Genomic DNA, 17637 nt, shown 5'->3' with positions numbered 1-17637 from the left:
AAGGGTCAGGCAGCGGTCCTGTAGATCTTCCACCTGTCGGGAAGCCCTTTCAGCTCATGCTCGCCGAGGAACTCGAAATCGAAGCCGGACCCGGCCACCAGGTCCTTGACCGTGCGCGAAACGACGATCTCGCCCGGCTGGGCCAGCTCTGCGATCCTGGAGGCGATGTGGACGGCCAGCCCGCGCACGTCGTCCTCGGTAATCTCCACCTCTCCGGTATGAACCGACACCCGGATGTCGAGCCCGAGCCGGGCGATGGCGTCGCGGATGGCGCTTGCGCATTGGATCGCCCGGCCCGGGCCGTCAAAGGTGGCGAGAAACCCGTCGCCCAGCGATTTGATTTCCCGCCCGTTGAAGATTTGCAGCTCCTCCCGAACCCGGTTGTCATGAGCATCCTTCAGACTGCGCCAGGCGCTGTCGCCCATGGCTTCGGCGCGGGCGGTTGATCCCGCGATGTCGGTGAACACGATGGCGGCCAGCACCCGGTCCACCACCGGCTGCGGCTTGCACCCGGTCACGAACTCCTCGATGGCGGCAGCGATCTGCCCGGCCTCGGCGCCGAGGAAGGCGAAATGATCGACCCCGGGCAGTTCGATCAGCCTTGCGTTGGGGATATGCGCGGCCAGGGTGCGCCCGCCGCCGATGTCGATCAGCGCGTCGGCGGTCTTGTGCAGCACCAATGCCGGGGCCTTGATCGAAGGCAGGATGCCGGTGATGTCGATCTGGCTGTTCACCTTCATGATCTCGATCACGTCGCGCGGGGAGGCGCCGGTGCGCTCGTACTTGCCCCACCACTCCTGGATTTGCAGATCACCTGCCGTCGAGGGGCAGAACAGCGGCAGGCTGGTGCCAGTGCCCCAGGCGGTTTCGGCATAGTCGAACAGCTGCTGCAGGGCCTTCTCGTCGGGGAACCAGGACGTGAAGCTGGCAAAGGCTCCGTAGAGGATCAGGTGCTCGCAGCGCTGAGGGTGGTAAGCGGCAAACACCGCGGCGAGCGATCCGCCTTCAGAAATGCCCAGGATCGAGGCTGTGCCAAAGCCGGCGGCGTCCATCACCGCGCGGATGTCGTCCATCCGCTTGTCCATATCCGGGGTTGCCACCCCGCGGTCCGACAGCCCGGTGCCGCGTTTGTCGAACACCGCCACGCGGGCAAACTGGCCGAGCCGCTCCAGCCAGCGGGCGAAGCTGGGTTCGTCCCAATAGGTTTCGATCTGCGAGATAAAACCGGGCACCAGGACAAGATTGCGCTGCCCGCTTCCGAAGGTCTGATAGGCGATGTGGACGTCGCCGCTCTTGGCATATTGAGTACGCGGCCTCATTGTCAGCCCCCTTTGCTGGCGCAGCGGCGCCGGTGCTCGGCGGGTCCGGGACTGGAAGAAAGCAGGCGGGGAAGCCGGCCGGTGAGCTGCAGCGCTTTCCCTTCACCTTAGCAAACTCCTGGCGGGGAGTCAGTTCCGGCAGCCGGCCGGCAAAAGGCCGGCCCGGACTTGGGGCCGGCCTCCGCCTGGCAGCGCCGGCACGAGGGAACCGGCTGGGTGGAGAAGGACTCTTCTGGCGCGCCTCAGATTGCCAGGTATTCGGCGCGCAGGTCCTCGTTCTCCAGAACCTCGGCGGCGGTGCCGTCAAAGACGATGCCGCCGGTATCGAGGATCACGGCGCGGTCCGCCAATTCCAGGGCACGGACCGCGTTCTGCTCGACAAGGATGGTCGTCATGCCCTGTTCCTTGATGTGAATGAGGGTCTTTTCGATCTCGTCCACGATCACCGGGGCGAGGCCCTCGTAAGGTTCGTCCAGCAGGAGCACCTTGATGTCGCGGGCCAGCGCGCGGGCAATCGCCAGCATCTGCTGCTCGCCGCCGGACAGCGTCACCCCCTCCTGCTTGCGGCGCTCGCCGAGGCGGGGGAAGAGATCGTAGAGACGCTCCAGCGACCAGCCGACGGGCGGGGCGATCTGGGCGAGCTGGAGGTTTTCCTCCACCGTGAGGCCGGGGATGATGCGGCGGTCTTCGGGCACCAGGGCCAGCCCAGCGGTAGCGGCCTCATGCGCGGCCATCTTGTGCAGCGGCTGGTGATCGAGCCAGATCTCGCCCTTGGTGACCAGCGGCGAGCCCACCCGCGCGATCGAGCGGAGGGTTGAGGTCTTGCCCGCACCGTTGCGGCCGAGGAGCGCCAGGATCTCGCCCTCGTGGACGTTGAAGCTGATGCCCTGCACAATGTAGCTCTCGCCGTAGTAGGCGTGCATGTCCCAGACCGACAGGAAGGCGGGGGCTGTTGCGGCGGCATTGGCGCTGCGGGAGAATTCCGGTTTTGCGTTCATAGATCTGTCCTTTCTCACTCATCTTGTCCGAAAAACGGTCCCAACTTTTCGGGATGAGTGACGAGCTCCTTCACGCCGCTTCGCCGAGATAGGCTTCGCGCACCTTGGGGTTGCCGCGGATGTTCTCCGGGTCGTCCTCCACCAGGGGCGTGCCCTGGGCCAGCACCGTGATGCGGCTGGCGAGCGAGAAGACCACATGCATGTCGTGCTCGATGATGGCGATGGTGATGGCGCGCTGCTCGCTGATCTGTTTCAGGAGGTCGATGGTGTTGTTGGTGTCGGCCCGTGCCATGCCGGCGGTCGGCTCGTCGAGCAGCAGCAGGCGCGGCTCCTGGCTGAGGCACATGCCGATCTCCAGCCGCCGCTTGTCGCCGCGGGAGAGCGCAGCGGCGTGCATACGGCGCTTGTCTGCCATGTTCATCTCCTCCAGCATGTGTTCGGCCTTCTCAAGGATCTCCGCCTGCTTGCGGACCGCGGGCAGGGCGTTCAGCTCGAAGGCGCCATCGCGTTTCGCAAAGCACGGGATCATCATATTCTCCAGCACGGTGAGATCGCCGAAGATCTCGGGCGTCTGGAACACGCGGGAAATGCCCATCTGGTTGATCTCGTAAGGTTTGCGCCCCAGCACCGATTGGCCGTCGAACATCACCGAGCCGCTGTCAGGGATCAGCTTGCCGACAAGGCAGTTCAGCAGCGTCGACTTGCCCGCGCCGTTGGGGCCGATGATGGCGTGAACCGAGTTTTCCCGCACGCTGAGGTTGACATCAGAGAGCGCCTGCAGCCCGCCAAAGCGCTTGCCCACGTTCTTGACTTCAAGGATTCCCATGCGCCTGTCTCCTGTTCCTGTCGCTCATTCTGCCGGGCTGGTCTTGCCGGCCGCTTCCTCGTCCCGGGCTGTACGGCCGCGCAGGCGGTTCACCAGCCGCTGGCTGCCCTCCACCAGCCCGCCGGGCAGGTAGATCACCACCAGCATGAACAGGATGCCGAGCGTCAGGTGCCAGCCCTTGCCGATGAAGGGGTGCAGGAGGAAGACGGCGCCGTCCTCCATGCCTTCGGGCATGAAGCTGAACCAGCCGTGCAGCACGGTGTCGTTGATCTTGGAGAAGATGTTTTCAAAATATTTGATGAAGCCTGCGCCGAGCACCGGGCCGATCAGCGTGCCGGCCCCGCCAAGGATGGTCATCAGCACAACCTCGCCGGAGGCAGTCCACTGCATGCGCTCGGCGCCTGCGAGGGGGTCCATCGCCGCCATCAGCCCGCCCGCGAGCCCCGCGTACATGCCGGAGATCACGAATGCCGCGAGCGTGTAGGGTTTGGTGTTGAGGCCGGTGTAGTTCATCCGCTGCTGGTTCGACTTCACTGCGCGCAGCATCAGCCCGAAGGGCGAGCGGAAGATGCGCACCGACAGGTAGAAGGCGGCCAGCAGCAACAGCGCGCAGAGGTAGTAACCCGCGTTGAACTGGAAGGACCAGGGGCCAAGGGCCAGCTCGTAGGTGGCGCGCATCTCCAGGCCGAACAGGCTGGTCACAGGAATCGAGCCGTCGGCCGTGGCGGAGACGCCGAGGATGCGCGGGTCGTCCAGCGTCAGCTGCAGGCCGGTCTCGCCATTGGTGATGGGGGTGAGCACCGAATAGGCGAGGTTGAAGGACATCTGCGCGAAGGCCAGCGTCAGGATCGAGAAGTAGATGCCCGAGCGGCGCAGCGAAACAAAGCCGATCAGCAGTGCAAACAAGCCGGCAACGATCACCGAGAGGATGATGGCGGGGATCACGTTCATACCGACGAGCTTGAACATCCAGACCGCGGAGTATGAGCCGGCGCCCAGGAACGCCGCATGGCCGAAGGACAGGTATCCGGTGAGGCCGAAGAGAATATTGAACCCGATCGCGAAGATGCCGAAGATCGCAAAGCGCTGCATCAGGTCCGGGTAGCCTGCGTTGAACTGCGCGAGCGCGCTGCCTTCAGGAAAGGGGTTGAGCAGGAAGGGCGCGAACAGCGCCAGGCACGCAACCAGCAGCAGCAGCGATGTGTCTTTCTTGTCCAGTCCGAGCATGTCTCAGTCCTCCATCACGCCGCGGCGGCCCATCAGCCCGCGCGGGCGGAGCAGCAGTATGAAGATCGCCACCAGGTAGATGATGATCTGGTCGATGCCGGGGATCAGCGACTTGATGCCGTTCATCGAGGCAAAGCTTTCCAGGATGCCGAGGAGGAAGCCGGCGAGCACGGCACCGGGAAGCGATCCCATGCCGCCGACAACCACAACCACGAAACTCAGTACCAGAAAATCCATGCCCATATGGTAATTGGGCGAATTGATCGGGGTGTACATCACGCCTGCAAGTCCCGCGACGGCGGCGGCGATGCCGAACATGATTGTGAAGCGGCGGTCGATGTTGATGCCCAGGAGCCCGACGGTCTCGCGGTCGGCCATGCCGGCGCGCACCACCATGCCGAAGGTGGTGAACTGCAGGAAGGCAAAGATGGCGCCGATCACCAGAGTTGCAAAACCGAAGTAGACGATGCGCCAGACCGGGTAGACGATGTCCATGCCGATAAGCGCGCCGAGATTTGCAACGCCGTTCAGCGCGTCGGGGGCAGGGGTCTGGATCGGGTTGGCGCCATAGAAATACTTGACGATCTCCTGCAGGACGATGGCGAGGCCGAAGGTCACCAGGATCTGGTCGGCATGGGGGCGCTTGTAGAAATGCTTGATCAGCCCGCGTTCCATCACGTAGCCGGCGGCGAGCATGATCGGGATCGCAAACAGGATCGCGAGCGGCACCGTCCAGTCGATCAGCGCGCCGCCGAGCTCGGGGCCGAACCAGTGCTCGACGTAGGGCGTCTTTACCTTCAGCGGGTTGCCGAGGAAGTCGGTCTGGTTAGGGTCCACGGTCTCAAAGCTGAGGGTAAACAGGCGCTGCAGGGTGACGGCGCAGAAGGCGCCGATCATGAACAGCGCGCCATGCGCGAAGTTCACCACGCCCAGCGTGCCGAAGATCAGCGTGAGGCCCAGCGCGATCAGGGCATAGGCCGACCCCTTGTCGAGCCCGTTCAGGATTTGGAGAAGGATGGCGTCCATAGGTCCCACCGTGGGTTTGGGGCGGCGTTTGGGCGGTTAGACCCTTCCGGCCGAAAAGGGGGGGAGAGGCCGGAAGGGTTGGGGGCGGCGCAGGCGGGTTCCGGCGCCTGCGTCCCGCCCCCAGGGGTGCGGAGGGCGTTATGCGCCCGGGTTGCAGCTGCCGAGCGCGCCGCCTGCGAACATCGGGTGGTCGGGGGCGTACTCGACCTGCGCGCGCGGAGTCACTTCGACCACTTCCAGGAGGTCGAACTCGGAGGTGGGGTTTTCCTTGCCGCGCACCACGAGGACGTCTTTGAAGCACTGGTGGTCCTCGGCGCGGTAGAGTGTCGGCCCGTTGCCAAGACCGTCGAACTCGAAACCCTCCAGCGCTTCCACGACGGCGCAGGGGTTGAAGCTGCCCGCGCGTTCGCAGGCATCGGCATAAAGCAGCGTCTGGCAATAGACGGTATGGGCGGCCTGGCTCGGCGGGAAGCCGTACTTGGTGCCGAAGGAGCGCACGAAGGCCTTGGAGCCCTCATCCTGCAGCGACCAGTGCCAGTTGGTGGAGCCATGGATGCCCTTGACGTTGGCGCCCGCGCCCTTGGCCATCAGGCGGGAGTAGAGCGGCACCACAATCTCGAAGTTCTTGCCGTTTACCACTTTGTCGCGCAGGCCGAACTGAACTGCGTTCGTCAGCGAATTCACCATGTTGCCGCCGTAGTGGTTGAGCACCAGCACGTCGGCGCCCGAGTTCAGCACCGGCGCGATGTAGCTGGAGAAATCGGTCGCCGCCAGCGGCGTGCGCACCTTGTTCACGGTATTCCATCCCAGCGCCTCGGTGGCGGCGGCGATGCTTTCCTCCTGGGTCCAGCCCCAGGTGTAATCGGCGGTCAGGTGGTAGGCATTGCGGTCGGTGCCATAGAGGTTCTTCAGCACCGGCGCCAGCGCCGCTCCCGACATGTAGCCGTTGAAGAAATGCCGGAACCCGTTCGCTTTCTTGTCCTTGCCTGTGGTGTCGTTGGAATGGGTAAGGCCGGCCATGAAGATCACGCCTGCCTCCTGGCACAGCCCCTGCACGGCGATCGCAACGCCCGAGGACGAACCGCCGGTGATCATCACCGCGCCGTCCTTCTCGATCATCGACTTTGCAGAGGCGCGTGCGGCGTCGGATTTGGTCTGGGTGTCGCCGGTGACGAATTTCACCTCCTTGCCCAGAATGCCGCTGCCCTTGAGCGCCTTGGAGCTGAAGGTATTGATCATGCCGCCGTCGCCGCCGCCGTTCAGATGCTCGACTGCGAGCTTGTAGGCGCGCAGCTCGTCGGCGCCCTCGTCGGCGTAGGGGCCGGTCTGCGGCACGTTGAAGCCGAGCGTGACGGTGCTGCCAGTGGGTTCGTTGGTATAGGCGGCCGCGGATGAGGCGGTGAAAATCGCCGGCAGCGCCAGGCCGGCGCCTGCAAGCGCACCTGTCCCCAGCACCCGGCGACGCGAAATCGCGGAATGTGACATGGTATCCTCCCTGTTATGATTGGGACCTTGCAGCTCCTCACTTCTGCGCGGTACCAGCACGAATTGTGCAAAGTCAGTATGCGAGCGTGATGTAAAATGGCGCAATAAATGCCTTTTAATACTTGAATATTATGTAAAGAAATGAACACTGGCGCTGGGCGTTCTGTAAAGAAAATTTCTTCGCAGTGCAGAAAGCCTTTGACACCAAAGGGTTTTGAAAGGAGCCGACGGCATGGTCCGCGACATCCTCACCGGCAGCCGCATCCGCGAACGCAGGCTCATCCTCGGCCTGCGGCAGGCGGAACTGGCGCGGGAGGCGGGGATATCGCCCTCCTACCTCAACCTGATCGAGCACAACCGGCGCAGAATCGGGGGCAAGCTGCTGGTGCGGATTGCCGCAGTGCTGGGGGTAGAGCCCTCGATGCTGAGCGAAGGAGCAGAGGCGGCGCTGATCGCCACCCTGCGCGAGGCGGCGGCCGACAGCGGCACGCCGGTGGCAGAGCTGGACCGGGCCGACGAGTTCGCGGGCCGCTTTCCTGGCTGGGCCGAGGTACTGGCCGCGAGCCACCGCCGCATCGCTTCGCTGGAACGCACGGTGGAGACGCTGTCGGACCGGCTGACCCATGACCCGAACCTCGCCGCTTCAGTGCATGAGGTGTTGTCGACCGCTGCGGCGATCCGCTCCACCGCCTCGATCCTGGCGGAGACCGGTGAGCTGGAGCCGGAATGGCGCGACCGCTTCCACAGGAACCTCAACGAGGACTCCCGGCGCCTGGCGGAGAGCAGCCGGGAACTGGTGAACTTCCTCGATGAGGGCGGCGACAGCGCCGGGAGGCGGGGGCTGCCGCAGGAGGAGGCCGAGGCGTTCTTCCAGGACCATGGGTATCATTTCCCGGATCTGGAGGAAGGCGGCACCACTGTGGAGGATTTGCTGCAATCCTCCCCGGCGCTGGTGAGCGAGGCTGCCCGCAGCATCGCCCGCGGCGCGCTGGCGCAGTACATGGAGGACGCCCGCGCCCTGCCGCTGGCGCCGCTGGCGCAGGCGCTGGAGCAGGACGGGATCGAGCCGGTGGCGCTGGCGCGGCGGTTTGGCTGTGGCCTGCCCGCGGTGCTCAGGCGGCTGGCGGTCTTGCCCGAAGACGTGCTCGGCAGCGAGGCGGGTCTGGTGGTCTGTGATGCCTCCGGTTCGATCCTGTTCCGCAAACCGGTGACTGGCTTTGCCCTGCCGCGCTTTGGCGCCTCCTGCCCGTTGTGGCCGCTTTATACCGCGCTGGTGCGCCCGCATGCGCCGGTGCGGCGCAACGTGGTGCAGCAGGGGCGCAGTGCCGCGGCCTTCGACTGCATGGCGGTGGCCTGGCCGCAGGAAATGCCGGAGTTCGACGCCGATCCGCTCTACCGCGCGGTGATGCTGATCCTGCCCGGCGCCCGCAGCAGCGAGGATGCGCGGGGGCCGCAACCGGTGGGGGCGACCTGCCGGCTTTGCCCAAGGCGGGGCTGCCCGGCCCGGCGCGAGCCATCAATCCTCACGGAAGGGTTTTGACAGCCCGGCGGCGGCGGGGCTAATCTTCTTTCAATTTATTAGCGGCGCCGGGCCCGGCCTTTGCGGCAGCGGCGCGGGGAGGAAAGACTGCGGATGGGCAGGCATGTTGTTCTCGTCGAGGACGAACCGAATATTACCGAGGCAATCCGCTTTCTGCTGACCCGCGACGGCTGGAGCGTGGAGGCTCATACCGACGGCGCCACTGCGGTGGAAGTGATTGGCGGCGCGGCGCCGGATCTGGTGATTCTGGATTTGATGCTGCCGGGCAAGAGCGGGCTGGAGATCGTGCGCGAGCTGCGCGCGTCACCCAGGACCGCGGCGCTGCCGGTGCTGATGCTGACCGCGCGCGGCCAGCTGCGCGACCGGGAGATGGCCGAGAAGGCTGGGGTGACCCGCTTCATGACCAAACCCTTTTCCAATACCGAGGTGCTGACGGCGGTGCGCGACCTGCACGCCCAGGCCAGCCAGCGATGAGCCGGCGCGGCCCCGGACCGGAAACCGGACCGGAGACCGCGCAGCGAAGTGGCGGTCCCGGGCAGATGAGCCGCGCGGTGCTGACTGAGCGGCAGACCTACCGGCGCCGGCGGCTGATGGATATCGCCCGTCTCTTGCCGGTGCTGGGGGCGCTGCTGTTTGCGGTGCCGCTGCTGTGGCCCGATCCCGACCCGTATCCTGCACCGGATGTGCCTGCAGGGATGCCGATGTCGGCGGCGATCACCTACGTGTTCGTGATTTGGGCGCTGCTGATCGCAGCGGGGTTCGGCTTTGGCCTGGCGGTGAAGCACTGGGCCGCACACTGGACTGGTGGCGGACCGGACGGCGGGTCCGGGGCGCCGGGTGCCGCGGACGAGGCGGCAGGGCCCGGTTCTGAAGCTCACGGCCCGCAGCGCCGTCAGGCCGGGGCCGGCGGCAAAAAAGACGGGACCGTGACGGCTGACGCTTTACCGGAGATCCGCGAAGAGCCGGCGATGCCGGGCCGGGCAGGGACGGTTAGCTGATGGCCTCTCTCAACGTGCTGGTGCTGGTGTGCCTTGCCTATGTGGCCTTCCTGTTCTTCATCGCCTTCTGGGCCGACCGGCTGGCGCAGCGGGGGCGCAGCGCCGCCTGGATGCGCTCGCCGTTGATCTACACGCTGTCGCTGTCGATTTACTGCACAGCCTGGACGTTTTATGGCGCGGTGGGCTACGCCGCGCGCTCGGGGCTGGAGTTCGTCACCATCTACCTCGGCCCCTCGCTGGTGATGCTGGGATGGTGGTGGGGCCTGCGAAAGCTGGTGCGGGTGGGGCGCAGCCAGCGCATTACCTCGATCGCGGACCTGCTGTCCTCCCGCTACGGCAAGTCCAACCTGCTGGCGATCGGCGTCACCATCCTGGCGGTGATCGGGGTGACCCCCTATATCTCGCTGCAGTTGCAGTCGATCACCCTGTCGTTCGCGATCTTTGCCGAAGCCGATCCGTTGCGCAGCTACGATGACACCGGCACTGTGTTCTGGGTGGCGGCCGGGCTGGCAGTGTTTGCGATCCTCTTCGGCACCCGCAACCTCAACGCCAACGAACGCCACCACGGCGTGGTGACAGCGGTGGCGCTGGAGGCGGTGGTGAAGCTGCTCGCGTTGCTTGCCGTCGGCATCTTTGTGGTCTGGGGAATTGCAGGCGGCGCGGGCGAGACGCTTAGGCGCATTGATGCCTCGCCCATCGGTATCTGGAGTGTCGACGGCAGCCGCTGGGCGACGATCACATTCCTCGCCGCGGCGGCCTTTGTCTGCCTGCCGCGCATGTTCCAGGTGATGGTGGTGGAGAACGAGGACGAACGCCACCTGCGCATCGCCTCCTGGGCCTTTCCGCTCTATCTCTTGCTGATTTCCATGTTTGTGGTGCCGATTGCGGCGCTCGGGCTGGAACTGCTGCCCGCGGGCGCCAATCCCGACCTCTTCGTGCTGACGCTGCCCCTGCAGCAGGGGCAGGAGGGTCTGGCGGTGCTGTCCTTTCTGGGCGGGTTTTCCTCGGCCACCTCGATGGTGATCGTGGCGGCGATGGCGCTGTCGACGATGGTGTCGAACCACATCGTGATGCCGGTCTGGCTGCGGCTGCAGCACCGCCGCGCAACCGTTTCGGGAGATGTGCGCGACGTGGTGCTGCTGGCGCGGCGGATCTCCATCGCGGTGATCATGGCGCTGGGGTATTTCTACTATCACCTGTCGGGCGGGGCTGCAGCGCTGGCGGCGATCGGGCTGATCTCCTTTGCCGGGGTGGCGCAGATCCTGCCCGCGCTGGTGGGCGGGCTGTTCTGGCGCGGCGCCACGCGGGCCGGGGCACTGGCGGGGCTCTCGGTGGGGTTTGGGATTTGGATGTACACGATGCTGCTGCCCGGTCTGGGCGGCGGGCTGCTGCCTGACACTGTCCTGGCGGAGGGGCTATTGGGTCTGTCCTGGCTGCGGCCCCAAGCGCTTTTCGGCATCGAGGGGCTGGACCCCACCGTGCACGCGGTGATGTGGTCGATGAGCCTCAACGCCGCCGCGTTCTGCCTGGTCTCGCTAATCAGCTTCCCGAGCCCTCTGGAGCGCTTGCAGGCGGCGCAGTTCGTCAATGTCTTCGATCATTCCGCGGGCCCGCGCGGCTGGACTGGCTCGGTAGCGCAATCCGAAGATCTGCTGATCATGTCGCAGCGCATCCTTGGTGCCAGAGAAGCGCAGGCTTTCTTTGCCCGTGAGCGGATGCGCCAGGGCGGCCGCGGTGCGCTGCCCGAACCGACGCCCGCGTTCCTCGAGCGGCTGGAGCGCGAGCTTGGCGGCTCCATCGGCGCTGCCGCCGCCCATGCAATGATCGGCCAGATCGTCGGCGGTTCCTCGGTCTCGGTGCAGGATCTTCTTGCAGTGGCGGATGAGACGGCGCAGATGCTGGAATATTCAAGCCGCCTTGAGGCCCAGTCGGCCGAACTCTCGGCTACAGCGCGCAAGCTTAGGGAAACAAACGAAAAACTCACCCAGCTGTCACAGCAGAAGGACTCCTTCCTCAGCCAGGTCAGCCACGAGCTGCGCACGCCGATGACCTCGATCCGGGCGTTCTCCGAGATCCTGCGCGACGCAGAGGGCCTGAGCCCGTCCGACCAGCGCCATTATGCGGGCATCATCCACGACGAAGCGCTGCGCCTGACCCGGCTGCTGAACGACCTCCTCGACCTCAGCGTACTGGAAAACGGCCAAGTCAGCTTGAACATGAGCGCGGGCACCCTGGGCGAGGTGCTGGATCATGCTGTTTCGGCCGCGCTGGCAGGTTCGGCACGCCCGCTCGCCGTGCGCCGCTCGGCCGAGGCCGATGGGATGCGCATCTCCTCCGACCTGGACCGGCTGGCGCAGGTCTTCATCAACCTGATCGCCAACGCGCAGAAATACTGCGATGCGGAGGCCCCCGAACTTACCATCTCGGCGGCGCTGCGGCAGGGGCGGCTGGAGGTGGATTTTACCGACAACGGCAGCGGCGTGCCGCCCGCCTACCAGCAGATGATCTTCGAGAAATTCTCCCGCGTGAGCCCCGAGCGCGCGGGCGGTGCCGGGCTGGGCCTGGCGATCTGCCGCGAGGTCATGCAGCGGCTGGGCGGCGCTATCACCTACCTGCCCGGCTACAACGGCGGGGCGTTCCGGGTTTCCATACCTGCTGCGGGCGAAAAGGCCGCGTGAGAATAAGGGGTTGTTAACCTCCCTTCGGCTAGAAACGGGTAAACGGGGCGCGCAAGGTGCGGATTAAGGGACCTATGTCGGAAACAGGATCAGCAGCGGCGGGCAACAGCGGTCAAAGCGTGCTCGCCCGCAAGCTTTCAGCGGCCAAGGACGGTGTCGGGGCGGCCGCAAGCTCCCTGACGCTCAAGGCGCTGCGCCGGTCGGTGGCGCGCGCGGCTGACGATCTTTGCGATCTGCCGATGGTGGTGCTGGCGGCGCGCCAGGCCAACCGGGCGCCTGAAGATCTGGCAGAACATATTTCCGGCAAGGACCTTCTGGTGGTGCTCGATGGCCCGGCCGGCCGCATCGGCGCCGCGACGATGGACGCGCGGACAGTGGCCGCGCTGATCCAGAAGCAGACCATCGGCCAGGTTCTCGGCAAGGCCCCCGCCGAACGCCACTACACCCCCACCGATGCTGCAATGACGGCGGAGTTCCTGGAGAGGCTCTTTGCCAAAGTGGTGACGATGCTGGAAGGCCAGTCGGATGAGGCGATCTTCTCGGGCTACAGCTTCGGTGCCCAGGTGGAGGATGTGCGCACCCTGGTGCTGAGCCTGGAAGCTGAGGACTACCGGGTGATCGAGATGAACCTGGATCTCGTCAATGGCGCCATGCAGGGGGAGATGAAGCTGATCCTGCCGGTGCCGACGCCGGAGGACCTGCAGGATGGCGCCGGTTCCGGCAGCGGTCCCTCGCTGGGCCGCAACCTTGGCTCGATGCGGGCGGAACTGTCGGCGGTGCTGTGCAAGATGCGGGTGCCGCTCAGTACTTTCACCGGGCTGAAAACCGGCGACGTGCTGCCCCTGGACCAGGCTTTCCTCTACGAGACCGACCTGATCACCATCGGCGGCCAGGCGGTGGCGCAAGGGCGGCTCGGGCAGATGAACGGCTCGCGCGCAATCCGGCTGAACCAGCCGCGCACCCGCCTGGTTGCGGAAACCGAGGACACCGGGGAGGCCTTCTCCGAAGCAGGCGGCGGCGCTCTCGAACTGCCGCTGGCGGAGCCGCCGACGCTGGACCTCGGCATCGCGGCCCAAGGCCTGCAGGACGCTGACGACGGCTTCCCGGCACTCGATGCCGGTGACCTCGGCGGCGATCTGGGCGGCGATCTGGGCGGCGGGCTCGATGACCTGGCCGGCGAATTGGCCGGTATGGGCAGCGGCCTGGATGGCGGCGCGGAAGGGGGCCTCCCGGCACTTCCGGACATTGACGGCGATGGGGGCCTGGCTCCGATGGAGTTCGCGGGCCTCGGCAGCGACCCGGCGCTGGGTCTCGACAGCCTCGGCAGCGGCTTGGATTCGATGGACCCGGGCGATGCGGCGGCCGAAATCTCTCAGCTGGCCGGGCTCGACGAAAACGCTGGCGGCTGAGCGCCGAAGCGGGCCTGCGCCGCGACGCGCCCGGAGCGCGATGCCGCAGCCAAATATCAGACGCCATGCCCTAGGGTGCCCCCGGCACGCCCCAGGCTCGGAAAGGCAGGGACGGCTGCGGGCGTTCTCAGCCCGCGGCGGAAAGGTTTTCCAGGGCCGGGCGGAGGCCGTCCAGCTGGTAGCCTGCGGCGGAGGTTTTTGCCAGGATCTCGTCCGCTGTCATATCGCGCGCCTGACCCAGCGCCCAGGCCACCGAGCAGCGGGTGCCGGAAGCGCAATAGGCCAGAACCGGGCCATCGCTAGCCTCATAAAGCGCGCGCTGGCGGGCAATGTTGTCCGGCGTCATGGTCTGATGGGTGAGCGGCAGAATTTCAAAGCGCAGGCCCGCGGCTTCGGCCGCGGCGCGGATCGCGCCGGCCTGGTGGCTGGGCGGCACCTCCTCGTCGGGGCGGTTGCAAATCACCGTCGTGTAGCCTGCGGCGGCGATGGCGGGCAGGTCCTCGGCCGAAATTTGCGGCGAGACCGAATAGCGGGGGGTGAGTACGCGTGCATCCATGAAACCGCTCCTTAAGGCTTTGCCGCGCGCCGGTCCAGAGGCTTGGGATGCGGCATGAAGGCTGCACGCGCCGCTGCGCTCACAGCTTGTTCACCGGGATCTTGAGGAAGACATCGCCCTGGGCATCCGGCTCCGGCATCTGGCCAGCGCGCATGTTCACCTGCAGGGAGGGCAGAATCAGCTTGGGCATCCCCAGCGTTGCATCCCGGGCATCACGCATGGCGGTGAACTCTGCTTCGCTGCGCCCCTGGCCGATGTGGATGTTGCGGGCGCGCTCTTCGGCCACCGTGGTTTCCCAGGCATACTCGTCGCGGCCGGGCGCCTTGTAATCGTGGCCGACGAAGATGCGGGTCTCGTCCGGCAGCGACAGGATCTTCTGGATCGACTGGTAGAGCATGTTGGAGGAGCCGCCCGGAAAGTCGCAGCGTGCGGTTCCGAAATCGGGCATGAACAGGGTATCGCCCACAAAGGCCGCATCGCCGATCACATAGGTGAGGCAGGCCGGCGTATGGCCCGGCGTGTGCAGCACCTCGCCGCGCATCTGGCCGATCATGAAGCTGTCGCCCTCCTTGAACAGCCGGTCGAACTGGCTGCCGTCGCGCTGGAACTCAGTGCCTTCGTTGAAAACCTTGCCGAATGTGTCCTGCACCACAGTGATATTTTCGCCGATGCCGATCTTGCCGCCGAGTCGCTCCTGCAGGTAGGGCGCGGCCGAGAGGTGATCGGCGTGGACATGACTCTCCAAAATCCACTCGGTCCGCAGGCCCTCGGCCTCGACCCACTCCGCGATACGGCCGGCGGATGCGGTGCTGGTGCGGCCTGCGGCCTGGTCGAAGTCGAGCACCGAGTCGATTATCGCGCAGGCGGAGCCCTCCGGCTCGCGCACGACATAAGAGACGGTATTGGTGGCTTCGTCGAAGAAGGCCTGAACGGCGGGGGTCATGGCGGGCTCTCCCATTGGCTGGCCAATCGTATATTGGGAATGGAATATGTTGCAAGATAGCCGGCCCGGGCAGCGGACGGGCTGATCCAAGTCAATGCGGCATTCGGCGGAAGTTATAGGCTGGTGGCGGCGGATTTCTGCTGAAGCAGCGGGCAAATGCTTCGATTTTATGCTCACCTGCGGCATCGGTGCTGGCAATTGCGGCTTTTTTGTAGTGCTGTCACAGTTCCGCGTTAAGATACGAGTACAAAGGGAGGGTTGGATATGACGAACGACGAACTTCTGCTTGCAGCCGAAAAGCTGGAAGCCAGAATCCTCGACGAAACCGGACCTGCGCGTCTGGCCATGCGGCCGGAGTTTGCCCGCGTGGTGAGCCGGATGCGCAGCAGCGGGCTGCGGGTGCCGGGCCGGTTCCGGCGGCTGGAAACCGCGCTGTGCGACGAAGCGGTCGAGGAAATGTTCGACAATATGCCGGTCTGACCGGCACTCCTGCCGCCCGGGCCGGGGCTGGGGCGGCATCACATGACAGCCAGGCTGCGCCAGAGGGCGTCAGACGGCGGACGGGACGCTGCGGGCTCAGCCGAGCAGCACGCCAGTCACCACCAGCATCATCCCCAGAACTGACAGCAGCAGCGCGCCCAGATTGTAGGGCAGCACCGATTGCACCACCGCACGCAGGTCTTCATCGCCGAGCTTCCGGCGGCGTGCGCGCACCACCCGGGCGATGCACCAGATGAGACCCAGAAGGCCGATGGCGGAGAGGCCGGCACCGGCCCAGACGATCATATCGAACATCGCACTGCTTTCTGCCTGAGAAACTGCGCCAGCGGGTAGCTCATTGCGTCTCTGGGCGCAAGTTCGGCAACACCCAGCGGCGGAAATGGCCCGGCCGCGGCGGCAAGCCGCTTTCCCCGCTTGCGGCGCGGCGGGCAGGGCGGTATCCCCTTGCTCCGACAGCACTACACAGCATTTCCCGACGGAGCCCGAGATGGATTTCACCGAAGACGAAAAGAGCGACAACTACCGCGTCACCGCTGGCGAGCTGCGCCAGTTCATCGAGCGTTTCGAGCGGCTGGACGAGGAAAAGAAGACCATCGCAGAGCAGCAGAAAGAGGTGATGGCCGAGGCAAAGGCGCGCGGCTACGACACCAAGGTGATCCGCAAGCTGATCGCGCTGCGCAAACGGGACAAGGACGATATCGCCGAGGAAGAGGCAGTCCTGGAGATGTATAAGGAAGCGCTGGGGATGTGACCGGCGCCCGCCCGTGACTGCACGGACAGCCGCGCAGGCCATCGGGCTTGCGCGGTTTTTCTTTGGCCGGCGGGGCAGGCTGCTTGGCAGTGGAAAGCAATAAGTTTCAAGCATCGAAGTTTTAAGCTTGAAATATATCCGGCGCTGCCCGATATTGGGCGGCGCAGACAGGCAACCAGAGGAGAGCGCCCATGCCGGCCATCAACGTGCATCCCGAAGGATGGAAGCCAGCCAAAGGCTATGCCAACGGCATGGTGGCGGAGGGCAAGCTGCTGTTTGTCGGCGGCCAGATCGGCTGGACTGCGGACCAGGTGTTTGAAGCCAAGGACTTCATTGGCCAGATGAGCCAGGCGCTGCGCAACATCCTGGAAGTGGTTGAGACCGCGGGCGGCTCGGCGGAGGACATCACCCGTCTGACATGGTATGTGACCGACAAGGCCGAATACCTCGCGCATCAGGCGGAGGTGGGCAGAGCCTACCGCGATGTGATGGGCTATCATTTCCCGGCAATGACGATGGTTGTAGTCTCCGCCCTGGTGGAGGACGAGGCCAAGGTCGAGATCGAGGCCACCGCGGTGCTGCCGGGCTGAACAAAGCTCGAAGCCTGCACGGGGCCTGCACGGGGCCTGCACGGTTTCGTGATGCCTCTTCCTTGATTGCCCGCGCGGCGCCACATTGCCCGGGGAGAAGAGGAGGAGAGCCATGCGGATCAACGCCGATTTCAGCAAACGCGCTGCGGTGCATTTCGACGACACGCCCTGGGTGCCAAGCCCGGCGCCGGGGGTGGAGCGCAAGATGCTGGACCGCATCGGCGGGGAGGTTGCCCGCGCCACCACGATCGTACGCTTTGCGCCGGGCTCGGCTTTTGACCCGCATGTGCATGACGGCGGCGAAGAGTTCCTTGTGCTGGAGGGCGTCTTTCAGGACGAAAACGGGGATTTCCCGGCGGGCTCCTACGTGCGCAACCCGCCCACAACCTCGCACACTCCGGCTGCAGCCGATGGCGCGGTAATCCTGGTGAAGCTCCACCAGTTTCACCCGGACGACCGCCGGGATGTGAAGATCCGCGCGCAGGATGCTGCGGCGGATCAGGAACTGTTCCGCGACGCGGTGGAGACGGTGCGCCTGCAGTCCTGGGCTCCGGGGCAGGAGGTTGCGCTTGATCTGCCGGGCGGCGGCGAGGTCTTTGTGACCGGGGGCGGCTTCCGCGAAGCAGGCGAGGAGTTTGGCCGCTGGGACTGGCTGCGGCTGCCGCCAGGCGCGCGGCTGGAGGCCAAAGCGGGGCCGGAGGGCGCGAAGATCTGGATGAAGACCGGCCATCTCGCGCATGTGATCAAAACTTAGGCATTCTGCTTTCCGCACGATTTCAGCCGTTTACAG

18 protein-coding genes are annotated in these 17637 nt (G+C 65.6%); 9 read left to right on the top strand and 9 right to left on the bottom strand.

The annotated features are described in order from the left end of the window. Positions 1-5: 5 nt before the first annotated feature. The 6 genes from ACOHWE_RS03960 to ACOHWE_RS03935 all read right to left on the bottom strand — a co-directional run bounded on the left by ACOHWE_RS03960 (position 6) and on the right by ACOHWE_RS03935 (position 6881). Positions 6-1319 carry an adenylate/guanylate cyclase domain-containing protein gene (locus ACOHWE_RS03960; RefSeq protein ID WP_420664278.1) on the bottom strand — a complete coding sequence of 438 codons (1314 nt, stop codon included), beginning with the start codon at positions 1317-1319 and terminating at the stop codon, positions 6-8. 242 nt (positions 1320-1561) lie between these two features. After that, on the bottom strand, positions 1562-2317 hold the full coding sequence (locus tag ACOHWE_RS03955; protein WP_420664277.1) for an ABC transporter ATP-binding protein: 756 nt from the start codon (positions 2315-2317) through the stop codon (positions 1562-1564). Between the two features lie 70 nt (positions 2318-2387). Next, a complete protein-coding gene (locus tag ACOHWE_RS03950) occupies positions 2388-3143 on the bottom strand; it encodes an ABC transporter ATP-binding protein (RefSeq protein ID WP_420664275.1) in 756 nt (251 codons plus the stop codon). A 24-nt stretch (positions 3144-3167) separates the two neighbouring features. Next, on the bottom strand, positions 3168-4370 hold the full coding sequence (locus ACOHWE_RS03945; protein WP_420664274.1) for a branched-chain amino acid ABC transporter permease: 1203 nt from the start codon (positions 4368-4370) through the stop codon (positions 3168-3170). A gap of 3 nt (positions 4371-4373) precedes the next feature. Next, positions 4374-5396, bottom strand: a complete 1023-nt coding sequence (locus ACOHWE_RS03940; RefSeq protein ID WP_420664272.1) for a branched-chain amino acid ABC transporter permease — start codon at positions 5394-5396, stop codon at positions 4374-4376. A 138-nt stretch (positions 5397-5534) separates the two neighbouring features. Then, a complete protein-coding gene (locus ACOHWE_RS03935; protein WP_420664270.1) occupies positions 5535-6881 on the bottom strand; it encodes a substrate-binding protein in 1347 nt (448 codons plus the stop codon). Positions 6882-7113: 232 nt separating this feature from the next. On the opposite strand from ACOHWE_RS03935, the gene ACOHWE_RS03930 reads away from it, so the two are divergent. The 5 genes from ACOHWE_RS03930 (at position 7114) to ACOHWE_RS03910 (ending at position 13506) form a co-directional block, all read left to right on the top strand. Further along, a complete protein-coding gene (locus ACOHWE_RS03930) occupies positions 7114-8421 on the top strand; it encodes a helix-turn-helix domain-containing protein (protein ID WP_420664269.1) in 1308 nt (435 codons plus the stop codon). A 93-nt stretch (positions 8422-8514) separates the two neighbouring features. Beyond that, positions 8515-8895 (top strand): response regulator transcription factor, encoded by a 381-nt coding sequence (locus ACOHWE_RS03925; RefSeq protein ID WP_420664267.1) that lies wholly within the window; start codon positions 8515-8517, stop codon positions 8893-8895. Positions 8896-8960: 65 nt separating this feature from the next. Next, positions 8961-9419 carry a hypothetical protein gene (locus ACOHWE_RS03920; protein WP_420664266.1) on the top strand — a complete coding sequence of 153 codons (459 nt, stop codon included), beginning with the start codon at positions 8961-8963 and terminating at the stop codon, positions 9417-9419. After that, positions 9419-12097 (top strand): ATP-binding protein, encoded by a 2679-nt coding sequence (locus tag ACOHWE_RS03915; RefSeq protein WP_420664265.1) that lies wholly within the window; start codon positions 9419-9421, stop codon positions 12095-12097. The genes ACOHWE_RS03920 and ACOHWE_RS03915 overlap by 1 nt, the downstream gene beginning before the upstream one ends. A gap of 74 nt (positions 12098-12171) precedes the next feature. Next, entirely contained in the window at positions 12172-13506 is a 1335-nt protein-coding gene (locus ACOHWE_RS03910) for a FliM/FliN family flagellar motor switch protein (RefSeq protein WP_420664263.1), read from the top strand. A gap of 127 nt (positions 13507-13633) precedes the next feature. On the opposite strand, the gene ACOHWE_RS03905 is transcribed toward ACOHWE_RS03910, so the two are convergent. Continuing rightward, on the bottom strand, positions 13634-14062 hold the full coding sequence (locus ACOHWE_RS03905) for a protein tyrosine phosphatase family protein (protein ID WP_420664262.1): 429 nt from the start codon (positions 14060-14062) through the stop codon (positions 13634-13636). Between the two features lie 79 nt (positions 14063-14141). Further along, positions 14142-15005: an MBL fold metallo-hydrolase gene (locus ACOHWE_RS03900; RefSeq protein ID WP_420664261.1), complete on the bottom strand. Its 864-nt coding sequence runs from the start codon at positions 15003-15005 to the stop codon at positions 14142-14144. Positions 15006-15269: 264 nt separating this feature from the next. Here ACOHWE_RS03900 and ACOHWE_RS03895 point away from each other — a divergent pair, with 264 nt between their 5' ends. Next, the gene (locus ACOHWE_RS03895; RefSeq protein ID WP_420664259.1) at positions 15270-15485 is read left to right on the top strand and encodes a hypothetical protein; all 216 of its coding nucleotides are present in this window, start codon (positions 15270-15272) and stop codon (positions 15483-15485) included. A 96-nt stretch (positions 15486-15581) separates the two neighbouring features. On the opposite strand, the gene ACOHWE_RS03890 is transcribed toward ACOHWE_RS03895, so the two are convergent. Further along, on the bottom strand, positions 15582-15800 hold the full coding sequence (locus tag ACOHWE_RS03890) for a hypothetical protein (RefSeq protein ID WP_420664258.1): 219 nt from the start codon (positions 15798-15800) through the stop codon (positions 15582-15584). 193 nt (positions 15801-15993) lie between these two features. Here ACOHWE_RS03890 and ACOHWE_RS03885 point away from each other — a divergent pair, with 193 nt between their 5' ends. The 3 genes from ACOHWE_RS03885 to ACOHWE_RS03875 all read left to right on the top strand — a co-directional run bounded on the left by ACOHWE_RS03885 (position 15994) and on the right by ACOHWE_RS03875 (position 17601). Then, the gene (locus tag ACOHWE_RS03885; RefSeq protein ID WP_420664257.1) at positions 15994-16257 is read left to right on the top strand and encodes a DUF2312 domain-containing protein; all 264 of its coding nucleotides are present in this window, start codon (positions 15994-15996) and stop codon (positions 16255-16257) included. Between the two features lie 191 nt (positions 16258-16448). After that, positions 16449-16847: a RidA family protein gene (locus ACOHWE_RS03880; protein WP_420664256.1), complete on the top strand. Its 399-nt coding sequence runs from the start codon at positions 16449-16451 to the stop codon at positions 16845-16847. 112 nt (positions 16848-16959) lie between these two features. Continuing rightward, positions 16960-17601, top strand: a complete 642-nt coding sequence (locus tag ACOHWE_RS03875) for a cupin domain-containing protein (RefSeq protein ID WP_420664254.1) — start codon at positions 16960-16962, stop codon at positions 17599-17601. Positions 17602-17637: the final 36 nt, after the last annotated feature.

The organism is Cribrihabitans neustonicus (genome assembly GCF_048820895.1).
Lineage (GTDB): Bacteria > Pseudomonadota > Alphaproteobacteria > Rhodobacterales > Rhodobacteraceae > Cribrihabitans_A > Cribrihabitans_A neustonicus.
Note: the sequence above shows the minus strand (reverse complement) of the source record. Positions and strands in the feature narration are given on the sequence as shown.